This window comes from Erythrobacter sp. (assembly GCF_024305245.1).
Lineage (GTDB): Bacteria > Pseudomonadota > Alphaproteobacteria > Sphingomonadales > Sphingomonadaceae > Erythrobacter.
The window spans coordinates 81,116-99,226 of record NZ_JAMWYX010000001.1; the positions used below are offsets into that span (position 1 = coordinate 81,116).

Annotated in this window: 17 protein-coding genes; 6 read left to right on the top strand and 11 right to left on the bottom strand. The window is 64.6% G+C overall.

Annotated elements, in window-relative coordinates:
• Window positions 1–53: 53 nt before the first annotated feature.
• From Q0L48_RS00455 to Q0L48_RS00500, 10 genes are all read right to left on the bottom strand, one after another.
• Window positions 54–428: a glycine zipper 2TM domain-containing protein gene (locus Q0L48_RS00455; protein ID WP_296716064.1), complete on the bottom strand. Its 375-nt coding sequence runs from the start codon at window positions 426–428 to the stop codon at window positions 54–56.
• A 121-nt stretch (window positions 429–549) separates the two neighbouring features.
• Window positions 550–1,020, bottom strand: coding sequence for a glycine zipper 2TM domain-containing protein (locus tag Q0L48_RS00460; RefSeq protein ID WP_296716066.1), 471 nt, complete (start codon window positions 1,018–1,020; stop codon window positions 550–552).
• 134 nt (window positions 1,021–1,154) lie between these two features.
• Window positions 1,155–1,805, bottom strand: coding sequence for an MOSC domain-containing protein (locus Q0L48_RS00465; protein ID WP_296716067.1), 651 nt, complete (start codon window positions 1,803–1,805; stop codon window positions 1,155–1,157).
• Window positions 1,802–2,392, bottom strand: a complete 591-nt coding sequence (locus Q0L48_RS00470) for a bifunctional 2-polyprenyl-6-hydroxyphenol methylase/3-demethylubiquinol 3-O-methyltransferase UbiG (protein ID WP_296716069.1) — start codon at window positions 2,390–2,392, stop codon at window positions 1,802–1,804. The genes Q0L48_RS00465 and Q0L48_RS00470 overlap by 4 nt, the downstream gene beginning before the upstream one ends.
• A gap of 65 nt (window positions 2,393–2,457) precedes the next feature.
• Window positions 2,458–2,781 carry a PRC-barrel domain-containing protein gene (locus Q0L48_RS00475; RefSeq protein ID WP_296716071.1) on the bottom strand — a complete coding sequence of 108 codons (324 nt, stop codon included), beginning with the start codon at window positions 2,779–2,781 and terminating at the stop codon, window positions 2,458–2,460.
• A gap of 23 nt (window positions 2,782–2,804) precedes the next feature.
• A complete protein-coding gene (locus Q0L48_RS00480; RefSeq protein ID WP_296716073.1) occupies window positions 2,805–3,329 on the bottom strand; it encodes a hypothetical protein in 525 nt (174 codons plus the stop codon).
• 176 nt (window positions 3,330–3,505) lie between these two features.
• Window positions 3,506–4,759: a 23S rRNA (adenine(2503)-C(2))-methyltransferase RlmN gene (gene rlmN, locus Q0L48_RS00485; RefSeq protein ID WP_296716074.1), complete on the bottom strand. Its 1,254-nt coding sequence runs from the start codon at window positions 4,757–4,759 to the stop codon at window positions 3,506–3,508.
• Window positions 4,760–4,836: 77 nt separating this feature from the next.
• On the bottom strand, window positions 4,837–5,301 hold the full coding sequence (locus Q0L48_RS00490) for a hypothetical protein (protein ID WP_296716076.1): 465 nt from the start codon (window positions 5,299–5,301) through the stop codon (window positions 4,837–4,839).
• Window positions 5,294–5,773, bottom strand: coding sequence for a GreA/GreB family elongation factor (locus tag Q0L48_RS00495; protein WP_296716078.1), 480 nt, complete (start codon window positions 5,771–5,773; stop codon window positions 5,294–5,296). Before Q0L48_RS00495 ends, Q0L48_RS00490 begins: the two co-directional genes overlap by 8 nt.
• Before the next feature lie 7 nt (window positions 5,774–5,780).
• A complete protein-coding gene (locus Q0L48_RS00500) occupies window positions 5,781–7,748 on the bottom strand; it encodes a lytic transglycosylase domain-containing protein (RefSeq protein ID WP_296716079.1) in 1,968 nt (655 codons plus the stop codon).
• A gap of 97 nt (window positions 7,749–7,845) precedes the next feature.
• Between Q0L48_RS00500 and dapA the strand changes: the two genes are divergently transcribed.
• Window positions 7,846–8,733: a 4-hydroxy-tetrahydrodipicolinate synthase gene (gene dapA, locus Q0L48_RS00505; RefSeq protein WP_296716081.1), complete on the top strand. Its 888-nt coding sequence runs from the start codon at window positions 7,846–7,848 to the stop codon at window positions 8,731–8,733.
• A 172-nt stretch (window positions 8,734–8,905) separates the two neighbouring features.
• Here the strand turns inward: dapA and Q0L48_RS00510 are convergent, their stop codons facing one another.
• Window positions 8,906–9,976, bottom strand: coding sequence for a succinylglutamate desuccinylase/aspartoacylase family protein (locus Q0L48_RS00510; RefSeq protein WP_296716083.1), 1,071 nt, complete (start codon window positions 9,974–9,976; stop codon window positions 8,906–8,908).
• Between the two features lie 138 nt (window positions 9,977–10,114).
• Between Q0L48_RS00510 and smpB the strand changes: the two genes are divergently transcribed.
• The 5 genes from smpB to alaS all read left to right on the top strand — a co-directional run bounded on the left by smpB (window position 10,115) and on the right by alaS (window position 18,103).
• On the top strand, window positions 10,115–10,597 hold the full coding sequence (smpB, locus tag Q0L48_RS00515) for an SsrA-binding protein SmpB (protein WP_296716086.1): 483 nt from the start codon (window positions 10,115–10,117) through the stop codon (window positions 10,595–10,597).
• Between the two features lie 247 nt (window positions 10,598–10,844).
• Complete coding sequence (locus Q0L48_RS00520) at window positions 10,845–11,378, top strand: DUF2062 domain-containing protein (RefSeq protein ID WP_296717065.1); 534 nt, start codon at window positions 10,845–10,847, stop codon at window positions 11,376–11,378.
• 125 nt (window positions 11,379–11,503) lie between these two features.
• Window positions 11,504–13,978 (top strand): response regulator, encoded by a 2,475-nt coding sequence (locus Q0L48_RS00525; protein ID WP_296716088.1) that lies wholly within the window; start codon window positions 11,504–11,506, stop codon window positions 13,976–13,978.
• 142 nt (window positions 13,979–14,120) lie between these two features.
• On the top strand, window positions 14,121–15,185 hold the full coding sequence (gene recA / locus Q0L48_RS00530; protein ID WP_296716089.1) for a recombinase RecA: 1,065 nt from the start codon (window positions 14,121–14,123) through the stop codon (window positions 15,183–15,185).
• 245 nt (window positions 15,186–15,430) lie between these two features.
• Window positions 15,431–18,103 carry an alanine--tRNA ligase gene (gene alaS / locus Q0L48_RS00535; protein ID WP_296716091.1) on the top strand — a complete coding sequence of 891 codons (2,673 nt, stop codon included), beginning with the start codon at window positions 15,431–15,433 and terminating at the stop codon, window positions 18,101–18,103.
• Window positions 18,104–18,111 lie beyond the last annotated feature (8 nt).

Consider the following 18,111-nt stretch of genomic DNA (forward strand, 5'->3'; position numbering starts at 1 on the left):
GGCGGCGCGCATCAATCCGCAAGAGACCGTGCGCGCCTGCGATAAAGCGCGGATCAGCGGCAGCGCAAATCGCCCCGGTCGATCTCGCGGCCCAGCAGGCCGCCGCCGATCGCGCCGAGCAACGTGCCGACGGTGCGGTCACCGCGGGTGTCGATGGTGCGGCCGAGCAGCGCGCCTACCCCGGCCCCGATCACAAGGCCCGTGGTGCCATTGTCGCGGCGGCAGTAATAGCGATCACCATCGCGCCAGATGCGGTCGTCCCGGCCGAGGCGGCGCGGTTCGAAATACCGGCCACGGTCATCGTAGATGCGGGCCTCCTTGGCGCGCTTGCCATAGGCCTTGGCGTGCGGCGGAGGGTCGGCCTGTGCGGGCGCTGCCATGGGCAGGGTCATGGCTCCGGCGGCGAAGATGAGTGCGATCTTTTTCATGGCAGTTCCTTTCGGGTCGGCTGCTTCTAAGTTCAGGCTGCCCGAAAGCTGTATTCGGGAAAAGTGGTGAGCGGCAGGGCGAGGTCCGGCTCAGCCGGATGCCGCCCTGCCGCATCACACATTAACGGCAGCGGGATTCGCCCCGGTCGATCTCGCGGCCCAGCAGACCGCCGCCGACTGCGCCGAGGATCGTGCCCAGCGAGCGGTCGCCGCGGGTGTCGACTGCACGGCCAGCCAGTGCGCCGCCGACTGCGCCGATCACCAGACCCACGGTGCCATCATCGCGGCGGCAGCGGTAGCGTCCGTCACGCCCGCGCCATACGCGGTCGTTGCGGCTGAGGCGGCGATCATTGCGATAGCGACGGTCATCATCGTCCCAATCGCGGTCGCGGTCACGCCCGCGCCAGCGGCGACGATCACGCCGGTCGTCCCAATCGTCATCGCCATAAGCAGCCACGGGCGCGAAAGGCTGGGCGCTGTCATGGAAGCTGGCGAAGATCGGCGAGGGTGCGGCAGGCAGTTCGGCAGCCTGCGCGGGGGCGGCAAAGGCTGCCAGCGATCCGGCGGCGGCGATGAGGGCAAGGTGTTTCATGGTCGTTTCCCTTGTGGCGGCTCCCCGATGGAGCGACCCCCTTTTCGTTCAGCTAAGGCGAACGCAGGATGAACAATGCTTTCAGGAAGCAGCAGGTTCTGTTCACCTGCCTTCTGCGCACGATAGAGCGTTGATTAACCGCGTTTGGCTGCCGCTCTTTCGCGCAATTTGGGGCTGAGCGGGGGGAGATCGGCAAGATCGGTCAGTTCATTCGGCGTGGCTTTGCCCGCAACCAGCGCACGGAACACGCGCGCGACACTCCATTCGGTAGCGCCAAGCGCCACCCGTTCGAGCGAATCTCCCGCCGCCACTTCGCCCGGCTCGATCACCCGGAAATACCAGCCGCAGCGTCCGGTCCTGATGATGGCCGCGACCATGCCCTTTTGGCCGAAGCGGTGTTCGATCTTCCAGCATGGCTGGCGGGGCTGGCTGACTTCGATCAGCGCGCCGGTTGCCTTGGGGCCGATGCGGAAGCGGTCGCCGATATGCACCATGTCTTCGGTAAGGCCGCTGACCGCGAGGTTCGAACCGAAGGCGCCCGGCTCGTCCAGCAACGGGGAATTGCCGATTGCCTCGCGCCAGAAGGCATGATGATCGAGCGGGTAAAGGTGCAGCGCCATTTCCGGCCCGCCATGAACGCTGCGGTCGGCCTGTTCATCCGGGGCGAGACCATCGGTCAGCACCTGCACTGCGCCTTCACGCGGACGCTTGGCAAAGGCGCTCAATTCCGCGCCGTTGAAGGGGCGGGCGGTGCCGGTGCAGACGGCTTCGACGGTGCGGATCACGGCTTGCTCACAATGATGTCGATCCAGTCCCGATCGATATTGTCGAACCCGCCGGAGATGTACTGTCGGGTGTCCTCGATCTGCCAATCGGTGATCGCTGCATATTGCGCGGTGAGCCAGTCGGCATCGGGAAAATTGTAGAACCGGCCAAGGTTGTCGCGCCCTTCGTCGGTGCCAAGCTTGTAGCTGGCGAAATGCCAGCCGCCGGCACGCAAGGCGCGGTTGATCCGGGCCAGCACGCCGGCAAGTTCGGCGCGTGGGCAATGCAGCAAGCTGGCGTGCGCCCACACAGCGTCATACGCCGCGTCGGCATCCAGCTCGTGGAACGTCATTACCCGCGCGCCCAGATCGAACCGTTTGTTGGCCTTGGCGACCATTGCCGGGGTGCCGTCGGTCGCATCGACGCTGAACCCGCGTTCAGCCATCCGGCCCGAATCCTGCCCGCCGCCGCAGCCCAGTTCGAGCACGCGCGCGCCCGGTGGCAGGCGATCGAGGAAGGAATCGAGTTGATAGCTGTGGGATTGGCCCAGTTTCAGCACATAGTGCGGCGCGCGGGCCTGGTAGAAGGCGAGGGTTTGAGGGTCCACCGCGCCCTTATCGCTGTGATAAGGACGCGGTGCAATCTCCTGTTTGCAATCAGGTCGGCGCTGGATCAGGTCCGGTGGCGGCGCACCCGCACTGGTCCGCGCGGCATTTCGCGTTCGCGTTTGCGCGGCGTGAAGTAGCGGCTTTCCTCGACCGGATCGATATAGGCGTCGCCATCCCTGATTTCGATATCGCTGACCGGAACGCCGCGTCCGTCGTCCAGCACCAGCGCGGCGACATGCTCACGCTCGGGATCGACAAGCATTCGCGAAACCGTGCCGAGCCGGGTGCCGTCATGGCTGTAGAGGTTGTGCCCGCGCAGATCCTGATTGCGGTGTTCCAGCTTGTAATCGTCCAGTTCATCGAGGTCGATATAATCGTCGGTCTTCATGTCTCTCTCCTGTCCCGGGTGTGTCATGCCGCCTCGAGAATCTCGATATTGTCCTCGTTCACCACCAGCACGGCCTGCTGGTCCTGCATCGTCCGGATGGTATCATCGTCGAGCGGCACGCCCGGGATATCGTTAGTATCGGACGGATTGCGCACGGTGCCGCCGGTGATCCGCAGGCGCTGGCCGGGGTTGATGTCGATCGGCACTTCGCGCGGCTCGTCGATTACCAGCGCAAACATGCGGTTGCCGGCATCGTCGGTGATCCAGAAACCGCGATCGGTAAGCGGCCCGTCCACGCCGACTTCCGCGGTAAAGCCATCGCGTCCGTAATAGGTCTGCGGGTTTTCCAGAATGGCGGCGATCGTCATGACACCGGCTGGTTCGGTCATCATCGGCTCGGTCTGCTCGATCGCGACCGGCTCGGTCGTTTCGATGGCCTCGTCATCATCGGCAAGCAGCCACCAGATCAGCAGCGCCAGCAGCAGCAGCACCAGCAGCAACCACAGCCAGCTCTTGTTCGATTTATGCGTTACGGGAATTTCCGCCATGATCGCTCCTCATCGGCTTGTGCGGGCCAACGGGAAAATCCGAAGCGCCCATGTCCAAATCACGGACAGAAAGCCGGAAAATCGCGACGAATGACGTAACCTGGGTGAGTGACCTGCCGATTGGCGGGCCAGGCTGTGCGAAAATCAGGCCGAGCTTAATTGCGCAGGGTGCAACCTTAGCCGAGCGCGGCGGCGGCGGCTTCGCGATCCCGCTCAGCGCGGCTTTTCTTTTCCGCCGCGGTTTTCAGCTGCCCGCAAGCCGCATCGATGTCGCGCCCGCGTGGGGTGCGCACCGGCGCGGAAATCCCGCCCTGAAACACGATTTCGGAAAAGGCGCGGATACGGTCCGGAGTGGAACATTCATAGCCGCTGCCGGGCCACGGGTTGAACGGGATCAGGTTGACCTTGGCCGGCAGGTTGTACTGCCGCAGCAGCCGCACCAGTTCACGCGCGTCATCATCGCTGTCGTTCTTGTCCCGGATCATCACATATTCGAACGTGATGCGCCGCGCGTTGCTGGCACCGGGGTAATCGGCACAGGCCTGCAACAGGTCTTCGATGCCGTATTTCTTGTTAAGCGGCACCAACTCGTCGCGCACGTCCTTGCGCACGCCATGCAGGCTCACCGCAAGGTTGACGCCGATTTCTTCGCCGCAGCGTTCCATCATCGGGATGACGCCGCTGGTCGACAGGGTAATCCGGCGCTTCGACAGCGAAAGCCCGTCGCCGTCCATCACCAGGATGAGCGCGTCCCGCACGTGATCGAAATTGTATAGCGGCTCGCCCATGCCCATCATCACGATGTTGGTGAGCAGGCGGCCATCGGCGGTGTAGTGGCCCGCCTCGTCATCCTCGTCGACGATATCGGCCATGCTTGCCATGCTGCCCTTGGGCCATTCGCCCAGCGCATCGCGCGCCAGCATTACCTGTCCGACGATTTCGCCGGGGGTGAGGTTGCGCACCAGTTTCATCGTGCCGGTGTGGCAGAAGGTGCAGTTCAATGTGCAGCCGACCTGACTGGAGACGCACAGCGTGCCGCGCGTCTCGTCGGGGATGAACACCATCTCGTAATCGTGCCCGTCGGCGGTGCGCAGCAGCCATTTGCGGGTGCCGTCGGTGGAATGCTGGGCCTCGACGATTTCCGGACGTCCGATCACGAACCGCTCGCTGAGCCACGGGCGCATCGACTTGGCAATGTCGGTCATCGCCTCGAAATCGGTGACGCCGCGGTGGTAGAGCCAGTGGAACACCTGCTTGGCGCGCAGCTTGGCGGCCTTGTCGTCCAGCCCGGCGGCGGCGAACAATTCGCGGATGCGCGGGCGGGGCAGGCCGATCAGGTCAATGCGTCCGTCGGCACGCGGCGTGATGTCGCGCGCGGCAGGCACCGGGTCGCTGAGGCCCGGAATGGTCATGAGTGCAGTATCGGCCATGGGTGGCGCGGCATATAGTGGCAGCTTCGCGGTTTGACCAGTCGTCTAGCGCCGCGCGCACCCGCTCCCTTGTTGGGTCATCTGCGCTGCGCGCAACCTACCACTGCAGCATCGATTGCCGTGGCCACGCCTGCCAGATCATATCGGTCCGAAAACCCGTTCCCGCTCACGCGCATTGCGCTTGCCGAACGCAGGGCTGCGACGATCGCCGCATCCGCGCGCGCGTCCTCGGCCCAGGCATCGCGCCCGTTTGCGGCGAGGGGGAAGGTGGTGGAGCCGATCCGCAGGCGAACGGCGCTTTTCGCTGGCACCGCGCGCGACAAGCGGAAATGCACCTGATTGCGGATCTTCTGCGCCGGCCAGCTGCCGATCGAGGCAAACGCCCCGTCCTTTTCCTGCCCCCGCGGCTTGGCAATCGCATAACAGCGCGCCGCATCGGCATCGCGGAACGCCGCCCAGCTGTCATAGACGCCGAGGCTGTCCTTCGCGGCGAGCGGCGCGGCAAGGCAGACAAGGGCGCAGAGAATCGCAAGCCTATGCATAGCCGATTGCCAGCACTTCCCATTCCTTGCTGCCAGAGGGCAGGGTGACCACGCGCAGATCGCCGACACTGGCCCCGCGCAGCGCCTTGGCCAACGGGGAGCTCCAGCCGATCAGCCCCGCGCCCGCATCCTGTTCGTCATCGCCCACGAGGGTGACGGTCTGACGGTTATCGTCCTCGTCCGCGATCTCCACGGCTGCGCCAAAGAAAACCCGGCTGCGATCGACCTGCGCCGCGGGATCGACCACCCGCAGCGCCTTCATGCGGCGGGCGAGATAGGCCAGTTCGCGGTCGATCTCGCGCATTTTCTTGCGGCCATACAAGTAATCGCCGTTCTCGCTGCGGTCGCCATTGCCCGCAGCCCAGCTGACGATTTCGACAATCGCCGGGCGTTCGGTACCGAGCAACAGGTCATAACGCGCCTTCAATGCGGCCATCCCCGCAGGCGTTATCGGCGGCCCCTGAGGTTTCATCGCAGGATCAGCGCAGGAAGGCGTCGACGGGGCGCGGCAACCCGGCTTCATCGGGATACATGTGCGAATAAGTCACGGCATTGCCGATCACGCGCATGATGTAATAGCGCGTCTCGAAATTGGCCGGGATCTTCTCGATCCATGTCACCCAGTCGATTTCGCCCCGGCGCGGATCGCCATTGAGCCGCAGCCACTGGTTCACGCGTCCCGGCCCGGCATTGTAAGCGCCCGCCGCCAGCGGATAGGCGCCGCCGTAATAGCTCATCATCCGCGCGAAATAGGCATCGCCCAGCTGGATATTATAGCTGGGCGAACCGGTGAGGTTGGCGCTCATATATTGCATCCCCAGCTTGCCCGCCTGTTCGCGCGCGGTGCCGGGCATCAGCTGCATCACCCCGCGCGCCCCGGCGTGGGAAACGCGGGTGCGGTCGAATTCGCTTTCCTGACGGCTGATCGCATGGACCATCGTCCAGTCATTGACCACCGGGGTTTCGATGGTGGGAAACCCGATCCGTTCGAACCCCGTCAGCCCGTGCTCGCCTGCCTTCATGCCGATCACCACCGCCATTTCGCGCAGACCCGTTTCGGCAGCAAGCTGCGCGGTCATGGTGAGTTCTTCCGGCGTATCGGCCTCGTCGCCCAGCGCTTCGAAGAAACGCCGCTCGGTGCGCCAGTCTCTGCGGTTCACGGCCAGCGCGCGGATCGCCTGCACCAGCGGGCTCGCTTCGAATTGGGCGCGCGCTTCGGGTGTGATCGTGACAGCGGGCAACGGATCGAATGCCGGCATCGGCTGGCCCAATGCGGAAATTGCCAGCTGGCCATAGTAATAATGCGGCCACTGCGCAGCGTTCTCGAAATAGACCCGCGCCGCCGCTTCGTTGCCCGATTGGCGTGCGGCGCGACCGGCCCAGTAATATCCCTTCGCCTTGGTCAGCGGAGTGCGCGCGGCATCGCCGTAACGCTGGAACAGCGGTGCGGCAGCCGCGCCGTCGCCGAGGTTCCAGAGCGCGCTTGTCCCGCCCAGCCACATCAGATCGGTATACCGATCGCGCAGGGTGAATGACATTTGCGAGATGTCGGTGCCGGGGGCGAACAGATCGTCCCCGCGCGCGGCGATCTGCGCAGCTTCACGCGAACCCGAAGCCTTGGCGACCGCGAGCATGTCGCCGACGAAGTCCGCAGGATCGCGGGCCGGGCGCACGAATGGCGGGGCGGTGATCAGCACGCGCGCCGCTTCGCCCATCTGGCGCGAGGCGCGCAGGTGATTGACGAGATTGAAGACATAGCCCGCATCGGTCAGCGCGCCTTGCGGCACCGCCACCCCGGCCTGTTCAGGCGTGGTTCCGCGCAGCAACGCCAACCGCGCGAGCGCCAGCGGGCGATCGGCCTGATCGAGATTGACCAGCTGCCGCGCTGCCGCCTCGGCCTTGCCCTGCCACAGCAGCGAATCCATCCGCAGCGCGTGATCCTCGGGCGTGAACTGCGATCCGTACAGACCGGCGAGATAAAGCTCGGCCGGATCGCTCATCGTGCCGCCGCGCCATGCCTTGCGCGCCTCGGTGAAGGCTTCTGCCCGCTGCGCGCCAGCCAGCGCCAGCGCATAGCGCGCACGTGCCGGATTGGTCAGCGGCGGATTGGATTCGAAATAGCGCAGCAGATCGGCCTGCGGCGGCGCTTCGCTTTCGAGCGCGGCCTCGGCGCGCAGGCGCAGGATTTCGGAGCGCGGGAACGAGGGATAGGTCAGCACGAAACCGGCGTAATCCATGAACCCGAGCTCGCGACTGGCCTGCAGCACCTCCCATCGCGCCACTGCCGCAGCGATTGCGCCGGGCTGGCGGGCGACAAGGTCGCTGGTGCCCGCGGGCTGGGTGTAAGTCTGCGCCGCAAGCGGCATCGCGGCGCCGCCAAGCACCGCCAGTCCAGCAAGGGCGGCGCAGCGGGTCTTTTGCAAGGGAATGTGAACCATGCTGGACATAGTGCCGGTCGGCTCCTTAGTAGGCGCTTAACGAAGAGGGGTGGATGAGATTTTTCGCATCCTTTCCCCGTCTACTGGTCATGACAGGACAAAAGCAATGTTCAGCGGCTCGATACCCGCTTTGGTGACTCCTTTTCGCGGCGGAGCGTTTGATGAATCCGCGTTCCGGCGGCTGGTCGACTGGCAGATCGACAACGGCAGCGCCGCGCTGGTGCCGTGCGGGACCACGGGCGAGGCCTCGACCCTGTCGAATGCCGAACATCACCGCGTGATCGAAGTCTGTATCGAACAGGCAGCGGGCCGCGTGCCGGTGATTGCGGGCTGCGGTTCCAACGACACCCGCAACGCTGCGCTGCACATGAACTTCGCGAAAAAGGCAGGCGCGGCTGCGGGGCTGTGCGTCGCGCCCTATTACAACCGCCCAAGCCAGGCCGGATTGATCGCCCATTTCAGCTATCTGGCGGAAAACTGCGACCTGCCGATCGTGCTTTACAATGTGCCTGCCCGCACGGTCACCGACATCCTCGATGACACGGTGGTCGAACTGGTGCGGCGCTATCCTGACAAGATCATCGCGATCAAGGACGCCAGCGGCGATCTTTCGCGCGTGGCCGATCACCGCATGGGGATCGGGCGCGATTTCTGCCAGCTTTCCGGCAATGACGAATTGTGGCTACCGCATGCTGCTGCAGGCGGCAGGGGAGCGATTTCGGTGACGGCCAATGTCGCGCCTGCGCTGTGCGCGGAATTCCATGCCGCAATCGCCGCCAATGAATTGCAGAAGGCGCGGCAGTTGAACGACCGCCTGTTCCCGCTGCATTATGCGATGTTCTCCGACGCCAGCCCCGCGCCGGTAAAATATGCATTGAGCCGCGTGCATGACTGGATCGGGGCCGAAGTGCGCTTGCCACTGGTCGAATGCTCGGACGAGGCGAAGAATGCCGTGGACGAAGCGCTGGTGTCGTCCGGAGTGTTGGCAGGATAGGATTTTCCTACGCGCCGCCATTACGGGTAGGCTGGCCTCCTATGCCTTGCCCGTCGATCCTGCGCAGCCGTTCTGTCCGTTTGCAAAGCTGCGTCCGGGGCAGGGTTTTCGCTTCCTGGACAGTGTCTCATGTGTCTCCTACTTTCCGCGTTCATCACGCGAAAAGGCGAAATCACACCACTTCATCCTCATCCAGTAGCGCCTCTGGCGCCCCCTGCGGCTCGCTTGCCAGGATCGCTGCGGTAATGCTTTCGATACGTGCGCCGACGCGTTCGGGGTGGGGGATTTCGGCAATATGGAACAAGGCATCGCCCTGGTGCACCACCGGCAGGGTGGCGTGGCCGATGATAATGCCATCGGCCGGGCTGACCATGTCCTGTGCATCTTCGCCGAACAATCCGGTGACACAGCCCAGCACATCGCCCTTTCGCACCGGATCGCCGGATTCGCGGACAAAATGCGCCACACCGCCGCGCGGGGACCGGACCCACACCGAACGGTTGGCGCGAGCCGGGATGCCGACTTCGGTAAGGCCGTCATCCGCCTCGATCATGCCCAGATGCGCCAGCACGCGGTTGACCCCGGCAACGCCTGTCTCGACCGATAGACGGTCGAACCGCAGCGCCTCTCCCGCTTCCAGCAGCAGCATGTCGACCCCCTGCTTATGGGCCAGATCGCGCAAGCTCCCGTCGCGCAGCGGGCTTTCCATGATGACCGGCGCGCCGAACGCCATCGCCAGTTCGATCAGCCGCGTATTGCCCGCCGCGATACGGATTTGCGGCAGATTGTAACGGTGGATCGCGGCGGAATGGATGTCGATGCCGAGCGTGCAGCGCCCCACCACCTCACGGTAGAAGATGTTCGCCAACTGTCCGGCAATCGAACCATTGGCGCTACCGGGAAACGACCGGTTGAGATCGCGGCGGTCGGGCAGATAGCGCGACCGGGTCATGAAGCCGAAGATGTTGGCGACCGGCACCAGCAGCAACGTGCCGGCAAGGGTTTGCGGATCGCATTCCTGCGCAAGTCGCTGGATGATAGCGGTGCCGATGATCTCGTCGCCGTGGATCGCCGCGCTGACGAACACGGCCGGGCCGGGCCTTGCTCCGTGCAACACGCGGATCGCCAATGCCGAAGGCGTGCCGGTGGCCAGCGTGGTGATCTGGAAGGCGACATCGCGCGCGGTGCCGGGGGCTATCGTTGCACCCGCAATGGCGAATGGCTCCGGTTCCATACCTTGCATTGCTCGCCCCCCGTCCGCTGCACCCCTGTCTGCGATGCGTCAGAACGCCCGTCTACTGCGTCCATCGCCCGCTCGCCAAGCAAATCCGCCCGAACCCTCTCGCTTTTTCCCGGCTGCGCGCCTACATCGCCCGACCTTATGGCACGCCCGAAACCCCTTACCTTCGACAAGCTGAAGACTGTCGCCGAAAACCGCCGTGCGCGGTACGATTACTATATCGAGGACAAGTTCGAAGCCGGGCTCGCCTTGCAGGGCACCGAGGTCAAGGCGCTGCGGGCCGGCGAGGCGAGCATTGCCGAAAGCTATGCCGAGGTGAAGGACGGGCAGGTGTGGCTGATCAACGCCAACATCCCCGAATACAGCCATGGCAACCGCCTGAACCACGAACCGCGCCGCCCGCGCAAGCTGCTGCTGCACGAACGCGAGATCGAAAAACTGTTCGGCGCGGTCGAGCGCAAGGGCATGACGCTGGTGCCGCTATCGGTCTATTTCAACAGCACTGGCCGGGCGAAGGTCGAGCTCGCGCTGGCCAAGGGCAAGCAGACGCACGACAAGCGCGCGACCATCAAGGATCGCGACTGGAAGCGCGACAAGGCACGATTGATGCGGGACAGGGGATGATGCGGAAGTAGGGATGAAAAAATTCCGGCTTGCGGACGGATTCACCTACTGGTCAGAAACGCCTTGCTACCCATATTGCACTACATGGTGGCTTCATGAACCTTGCCGATTCACCTTTTGGGATGCCTGCGCCAGAGCGCGGCGGAGGAGTGCGTCTGTGACATCCTCCGATCCCGATCGGCCCGGCACCTCGAAGCCGCCGGCAAAACATTCCAAGACCTGGGCGATGGACATGCTGCGCAAGCACATGCCTTCGCGTGAGGAAATGGCGAACAACAAGTATCTAGCGCCCATTGCTCACCGGTTTCTGTCGCCCGAATTGTGGCGTTTCACCCGCCGATCGGTGCCGCGCGGGGTAGCGTTGGGGCTGTTTGCCGCTTTCATCATTCCGCTCGGACAGATTTTCCTCGCGGCCTTTCTTGCCCTGCCTTCACGGGCGAATGTGCCGCTGGCTGCACTGGTGACCTTCGTCACCAACCCTTTCACCTTGCCGTTCTGGCTGGTGGTGGCGAACAAGGTCGGCAACTTCACTCTGCGGATCGATGCCGATGGCCCCGCGCTGGCGTCCACCGCGATGGATACCGGGGCGTGGAGCATGGTCGCCGATTTCTTCCAGATGGCCGGAACCACCGCTTTCGGCTTTGCGGTGATGGCGGTGATCGCCCCATCGGTGGGTTATTTCCTGTCCGGATGGATCTGGCGCGCCGTGGTGGCCCGGAAACGGGCCAAACGGTTGAAGGTGATGGAGGCCCGGCTCGACCAGCGGCTCGGCTCGCACTAGGTACGGGCAGTGCCCGCGACCACACCGCGGGCTGAAATGCAGCAACAGGAACGAGCCGCTTGTCCAAGCCGAACAGCCGAGATTCAAAACCCACTACCCCGGCGGTCGTTGATCCGGGCGCGGCGATGGCCAACGCGCCGTCGTCATGGCTGCTGATGGTTCTGGCGGCGGCACTGATCTTCAGCACTGTCCTGCTGTATCTCGCCACCGCGAGCTGGTTGGTGGCGCTGGTCTTCGCGCTGGCTGTCGGCGTTCTGCTGGGCGGTGTGGTGATCATGGACAGGCGGCGCGACGTTCCGACCGAAAACCAGCTCGCCACGCCCGATTGGACGGTAACCGTCGCCGCGATCGAACGCAGCGGAGAGGCGGTCGCCATAACCGATCGCGCTAACCGGATGGTGTGCGCCAACAGCCTGTTTGTCGACAGCTTCGGCGCCGCCGCTGCGCCGCCTGCGCTGCCGTTCGACCGTGAGGCGCTGGAGGCGCTGACCCGGTTGGCCCGCGATGTCTGGCGCGACGGGTCCGGCACGCTCGAGATGCTGCCGGCGCCCGACGGCGAGAGCGACTGGCAGGTATCCGTCACCCGCGCAGGGCGGGGCGAAGATCACCTCGTCTGGCGGCTGCGTCAGAGTCCGCGCACCAGCGGCGTCAGCCTCGGCGCGCTCGACCTTTCGGGTCCGTTCGGCAAGATGCTAAGCCGCGCCGGGATTGAGACCGCAATCACCACTGCTGACGGCGTGATCCGCATGGTCAGTTCCGGTTTCGCCGAACGTGCGGCGGGCGATGACAGTGCGACTCTGGCCGGGCAGGATTTCGTCAGTTTCCTGCGCACCGACGACCGCGACCGCATCTTTTTCGCCCGCGAAGGGCGCGGGGGCACGCCGCAGACGCTGGTCGACATTCCGCTGATCGATCCTGCGACACAAGAGCGGCCTGCCGGGCCGGACGAGGCAACCTCGCTGATGCTGCTTATCGACAGCGGCGTGGGGATCGGCAGCGGCTGGGACGGCGCGGCGCAGGCCGGGGTGGCGCAGCTCGATGCGTTGCTCGGACAATTGCCGCTCGGCCTCGCCATGACCGATCGCGACGGCCGCTTCCTGTTCGGCAACGAGGCGTTCCTGCGCGCGGTTGATCGCGAAGGGCGGGGTCTTCCCTCCTTCCCCACCGATCTGGTGGTGCGCGAGGATAAGGCCGCGCTGTCCGATGCGGTGCGCCGCCACGGACGCGGACCGGCGACCAGCGGCGATGTGGCGGTGCGGCTGGTCAACAGCCCGGAAGAGCCGGTCTCGCTCGGGCTGGCCGGGGTGCGCGGGCTGGGCGAGGGCGCAGTGCTGCTGAGCCTTGCCGATTCGAGCCAGGAGAACCAGTTGCGACGTCAGGTCGCGCAGGCCACCAAGATGCAGGCCGTGGGCCAGCTCGCGGGCGGGGTCGCGCATGATTTCAACAATGTGCTGACCGCGATCATCGGCACCTGCGATCTGATGTTGCTGCGCCATATTCCGGGTGACAGCGATTATGACGACATCCAGCAGATTCGCGCCAATTCCAACCGTGCCGCTGCGCTGACCCGCCAGCTGCTGGCGTTCTCGCGCCAACAGACCTTGCGCCCGGAGGTGATCCAGCTGCCCGACGTGGTCAGCGAGGTCAGCCCGCTGATCAAGCGGCTGCTCGGCGAAAAGATCACGTACTACGTCCAGCATGATCGCAATCTCGGCGCGGTGCGGGCTGATCCGCAGCAGATGGAACAGGTGATCATGAACCTGGCGGTGAATGCCCGCGACGCAATTCAGGGGAACGGCGGCCAAGTGCGCGGGAACGGCACCGGGCGGATTTCGCTGTTCACGCGCCACTTGCATGCGACCGAAGTGGTGCAGCTGGGCTCAGAAGTGCTGCCCGCCGCCGATTACACCGTGCTGATCGTGCAGGACACCGGCGGCGGCATTCCGCCGCACGTGCTGCCGAAACTGTTCGAGCCGTTCTTCACCACCAAAGAACAGGGCAAGGGCACCGGTCTCGGCCTGTCGACCGCCTATGGCATCGTCAAGCAATCGGGCGGCTTCATCTTCGCCGACAACATCACTGACAAGGGAGGCCGACCGACAGGCGCGCGCTTCACCGTCTACTTCCCCGTTCATCGCGGCGAGGTGCCGAAGAAGCGCGAGGTGAAGGCGCCGCTTATCTCGTCCGAATGGTCGGCGGGCGGCAAGGTGCTGCTGGTGGAAGATGAAGACATGGTGCGCGCGGTCGCCGAACGCGCTCTGGCGCGGGCAGGTTACGAGGTGACGTCCTGCGCCAATGGCGAGGAAGGTCTGGTGGCGATTACCGAGCCCGATGCCAGCTTCGATATCGTCGTCAGCGACGTGGTGATGCCCGGCATGGATGGCCCGGCAATGGTGCGCGCGATCCGGGCGAAACTGCCCGAAATGCCTGTGCTGTTCATGTCTGGATATGCCGAGGAACAACTGCGCCGCGACATAGACATTCCGGATATGCACTTCATCGCCAAGCCTTTCAGTGTCGCTTCTATCGGTGACAAGGTGGGGGCCGTGCTGCGACACGCACGCTCCGAGCAGGCAGAGGCCGAAGCGACAGCCAAGTGATCGGCGGCAAGCATTTGCAGGCGCTGTAGGAAATTATTTTCGTTCCCCACTTGTTCTATCGGAACAAACGCGATACATCGATGTCCAAGGACGATCGTCGAAAACCGGCGATCGCCTCTAGGCAAGCGAAGGAGCGCGTGCGATGGCTACGTCATTGAAGCTGGTACAGAAGGAAAAAGACGTGGACCGTCAAAAGGCGCTCGAAGCTGCTCTTGCCCAGATTGACCGTGCCTTCGGCAAGGGTTCGGCGATGAAGCTCGGCTCGAAGGAAACCATGCAGGTCGAAGCGATTTCGACCGGCTCGCTCGGGCTCGATATCGCGCTCGGCATCGGCGGCTTGCCCAAGGGGCGCGTGATCGAGGTCTATGGCCCGGAAAGCTCAGGCAAGACGACGCTGGCCCTGCACGTGATCGCCGAGGCGCAGAAGGCGGGCGGCACCGCGGCTTTTGTCGATGCCGAACATGCGCTCGATCCGGTCTATGCCAAAAAGCTGGGCGTCGATATCGACGAGCTTATCATCTCGCAGCCCGATACCGGCGAGCAGGCGCTCGAAATCGTCGACACGCTGGTGCGTTCCAACGCGATCGATGTCTTGGTGGTCGATTCGGTTGCGGCGCTGGTGCCGCGGGCTGAAATCGAAGGCGAAATGGGCGATTCGCATGTCGGCCTGCAGGCCCGTCTGATGAGCCAGTCCCTGCGCAAGCTGACCGGCTCGATCAACCGTTCCAAGTGCATGGTGATCTTCATCAACCAGCTGCGGATGAAAATCGGGGTGATGTACGGCAATCCCGAAACCACCACCGGCGGCAATGCGCTCAAGTTCTATGCCTCGGTCCGGCTCGATATCCGCCGCACCGGGCAGATCAAGGACCGCGACGAAATTACCGGCAACGCCACCCGCGTGAAGGTCGTCAAGAACAAGGTCGCCCCGCCGTTCAAGCAGGTCGAGTTCGACATCATGTACGGCGAAGGCATCTCCAAGATCGGCGAGATCATCGACCTTGGTGTGAAGGCGGGCTTGGTAGAAAAGTCGGGCAGCTGGTTCTCCTATGACAGCATCCGCATCGGTCAGGGTCGTGAAAACGCCAAGACCTATCTCAAGGAGAACCCGGAAGTTTGCGACCGGTTGGAAGCTGCGATTCGCAGCCGCACCGACAAGGTCGCCGAGGAGATGATGACGGGGCCGGACGCGGACTCCGACGACTGATCCTCAAGCGGGCGTGTCGGGAGTGTCCTACTCCCGGTGTCTCCAAGCGCTCGAAAAACCGGAAAACCGGCGCAGACCTCCCCGCAGGTTTGGCGCCGGTTTTTCGTTGCGCTCGCTCAGCCTGCTGCTGGCCGATGTGCCGCGTTGCCGATTGTGGATCGCAGGCAACACTGACGTCGTGCGGTGCACCGCCTGCTAAGCGCGCTGCATTGCCTAAATCGCCCGCATTGCCTAACTGCACGACCATGAGCTCAACCAACGAAATCCGCCGGTCCTTCCTCGACTATTTCGGCAAGACCGGACACGCCGTCACGCCGAGCGCCGCGCTCGTTCCGTACAATGATCCGACGTTGATGTTCGTCAACGCCGGCATGGTGCCGTTCAAGAACGTGTTCACCGGACTCGAGACGCCGCCCGCACCGCGCGCCACCTCCTCGCAGAAATGCGTGCGCGCCGGGGGTAAGCACAATGATCTCGACAATGTCGGCTACACCGCCCGGCACCACACCTTCTTCGAGATGCTCGGAAATTTCTCCTTCGGGGATTACTTCAAGGAACAGGCGATCGAACACGCCTGGACCTTGCTGACCCGCGAATGGGGCCTGCCCAAGGACAAGCTCACCGTCACGGTCTACCACACCGATCACGAGGCGCATTCGCTGTGGAAGCGCATCGCCGGCCTGCCGGACGAACGCATCATCCGCATCGCCACCGCCGACAACTTCTGGTCGATGGGTGATACCGGTCCGTGCGGCCCCTGCTCCGAAATCTTCTTCGATCACGGCGATCATATCTTCGGCGGCCCTCCGGGCAGTCCGGACGAGGATGGTGATCGCTTCGTCGAGATTTGGAACCTCGTGTTCATGCAGTACGAGAGCCAGGCCGATGGCACCCGCCGCGACCTGCCCAAGCCTTCGATCGACACCGGCATGGGGATCGAGCGCGTCGCCGCCGTCCTGCAAGGCGTGCACGACAACTACGATACCGACACTTTCAAGGCGCTGATCGCGGCTTCGGAAAACCTCACCAATGTGCCTGCACAGGGGGAGCACGCCGCATCGCACCGTGTCATCGCCGATCACCTGCGCTCGACCAGTTTCCTGATGGCCGACGGGGTGTTGCCCTCCAACGAGGGGCGGGGCTATGTGCTGCGCCGGATCATGCGCCGCGCAATGCGCCACGCGCATTTGCTGGGCAGCACGGAACCCTTGATGCACCGGCTCGTCCCCAGCCTGGTCGCAGAAATGGGTCAGGCCTACCCCGAACTCGGCCGAGGGCAGGCGCTGATCGAGGAAGTGCTCGAACGCGAGGAAACCCAGTTCCGCCGCACGCTCGACAAGGGATTGAAGCTGCTCGACGAGGCAACCGGCACCATGGAATCGGGCGGAGAGCTCGACGGCGAAATCGCCTTCCGGCTCTACGACACCTACGGGTTTCCCTATGATTTGACCGAAGACGCACTGCGCGCCCGCGACATCGGAGTTGACCGCGCGGGCTTCGACGCTGCCATGGCGCGCCAGAAGGCAGCGGCGCGCGCGGCATGGAAGGGCTCGGGCGAGGCAGCATCGGGCGAGGTCTGGTTCGACATCGCCGAACGCGAAGGCGCGAGCGAGTTTACCGGCTACGCCTCGACCGCGGGTGAAGGCCGGGTGGTCGCGATCGTCAAGGGCGGAGCCGAAGTGGCCCAAGCCGCAGCCGGCGATGAGGTGGTGGTGCTCACCAATCAGACTCCGTTCTATGGCGAAAGCGGCGGCCAGACTGGCGACAGCGGCACTATGGCCAGCACCGGCGGGTTGCAGGCAACAGTCACCGACACCTCCAAGCCGCTGGGCCGCCTGCACGCGCACCACGTCCGCATTGACGCCGGCCAGGTCGCAGTCGGCGACACGGTCGAACTCAAGGTCGATGCCGAGCGGCGCGACCGCGTGCGCGCGAACCATTCCGCCACACACCTCGTCCACGCCGCTTTGCGCGGTCGGCTCGGCGAACACGTGACGCAGCGCGGATCGTTGGTGGCAGAGGACCGTCTGCGGTTCGATTTCTCGCATCCGGCTCCGCTGACGCCCGAAGATATTGCTGCCGTCGAAGCCGAAGTGAACGCCGAAATCCGCGCCAACGAGGTGGTGGGCACGCGCCTGATGAGCCCCGATGACGCGGTCGAGGCGGGTGCGCTGGCGCTGTTCGGCGAAAAATACGGCGACGAAGTGCGCGTGCTTTCCATGGGACGCGCCGGCACCGGCGGTCGCAATTACTCGGTCGAATTGTGCGGCGGCACCCATGTGCGCGCCACCGGCGATATCGGCGTGTTCCGGATCATCTCCGAAAGCGCGGTGTCTTCGGGCGTACGCCGCATCGAGGCACTGACCGGAGAGGCGGCGCGGCAGTGGCTGGTGGCGCGAGAAGATGCGTTGAAGGCAGCTGCCAGCGTGATCCGGGCCACCCCGGAAGAAGTGCCCTTGCGAATTGCGGCGCTGATGGACGAACGCAAGCGGCTCGAAAAGGAGCTGGCCGAGGCGAAGAAGGCGCTGGCGCTTGGCGGTGGCGGATCGACGGGCGGGGTGGCTGTACCGGCGGACGAGACCGTGGCAGGCGTTACGTTCAGCGGTCAGGTGCTCGAAGGGCTGGACCCCAAGGAACTGCGCCCGCTGCTCGATGCGGCCAAGCAGCGGATCGGATCGGGCGTGGCGGCGGTGGTTGCGGTGAACGACGGCAAGGCCAGCATCGCGGCGGCGGTGACTGACGACCTGACCGGCCGCTTCAGCGCAGTCGATCTCGTGCGCGCTGGCGTGGAATCGCTCGGCGGCAAAGGTGGCGGCGGGCGGCCAGACATGGCGCAGGGCGGCGGTCCGGACGGCGCAAAGGCCGCCGATGCGCTCTCGGCTATCAAGGCTGCGCTGGCGGCTCAGCCCGCCTTGTAGGTGACGCC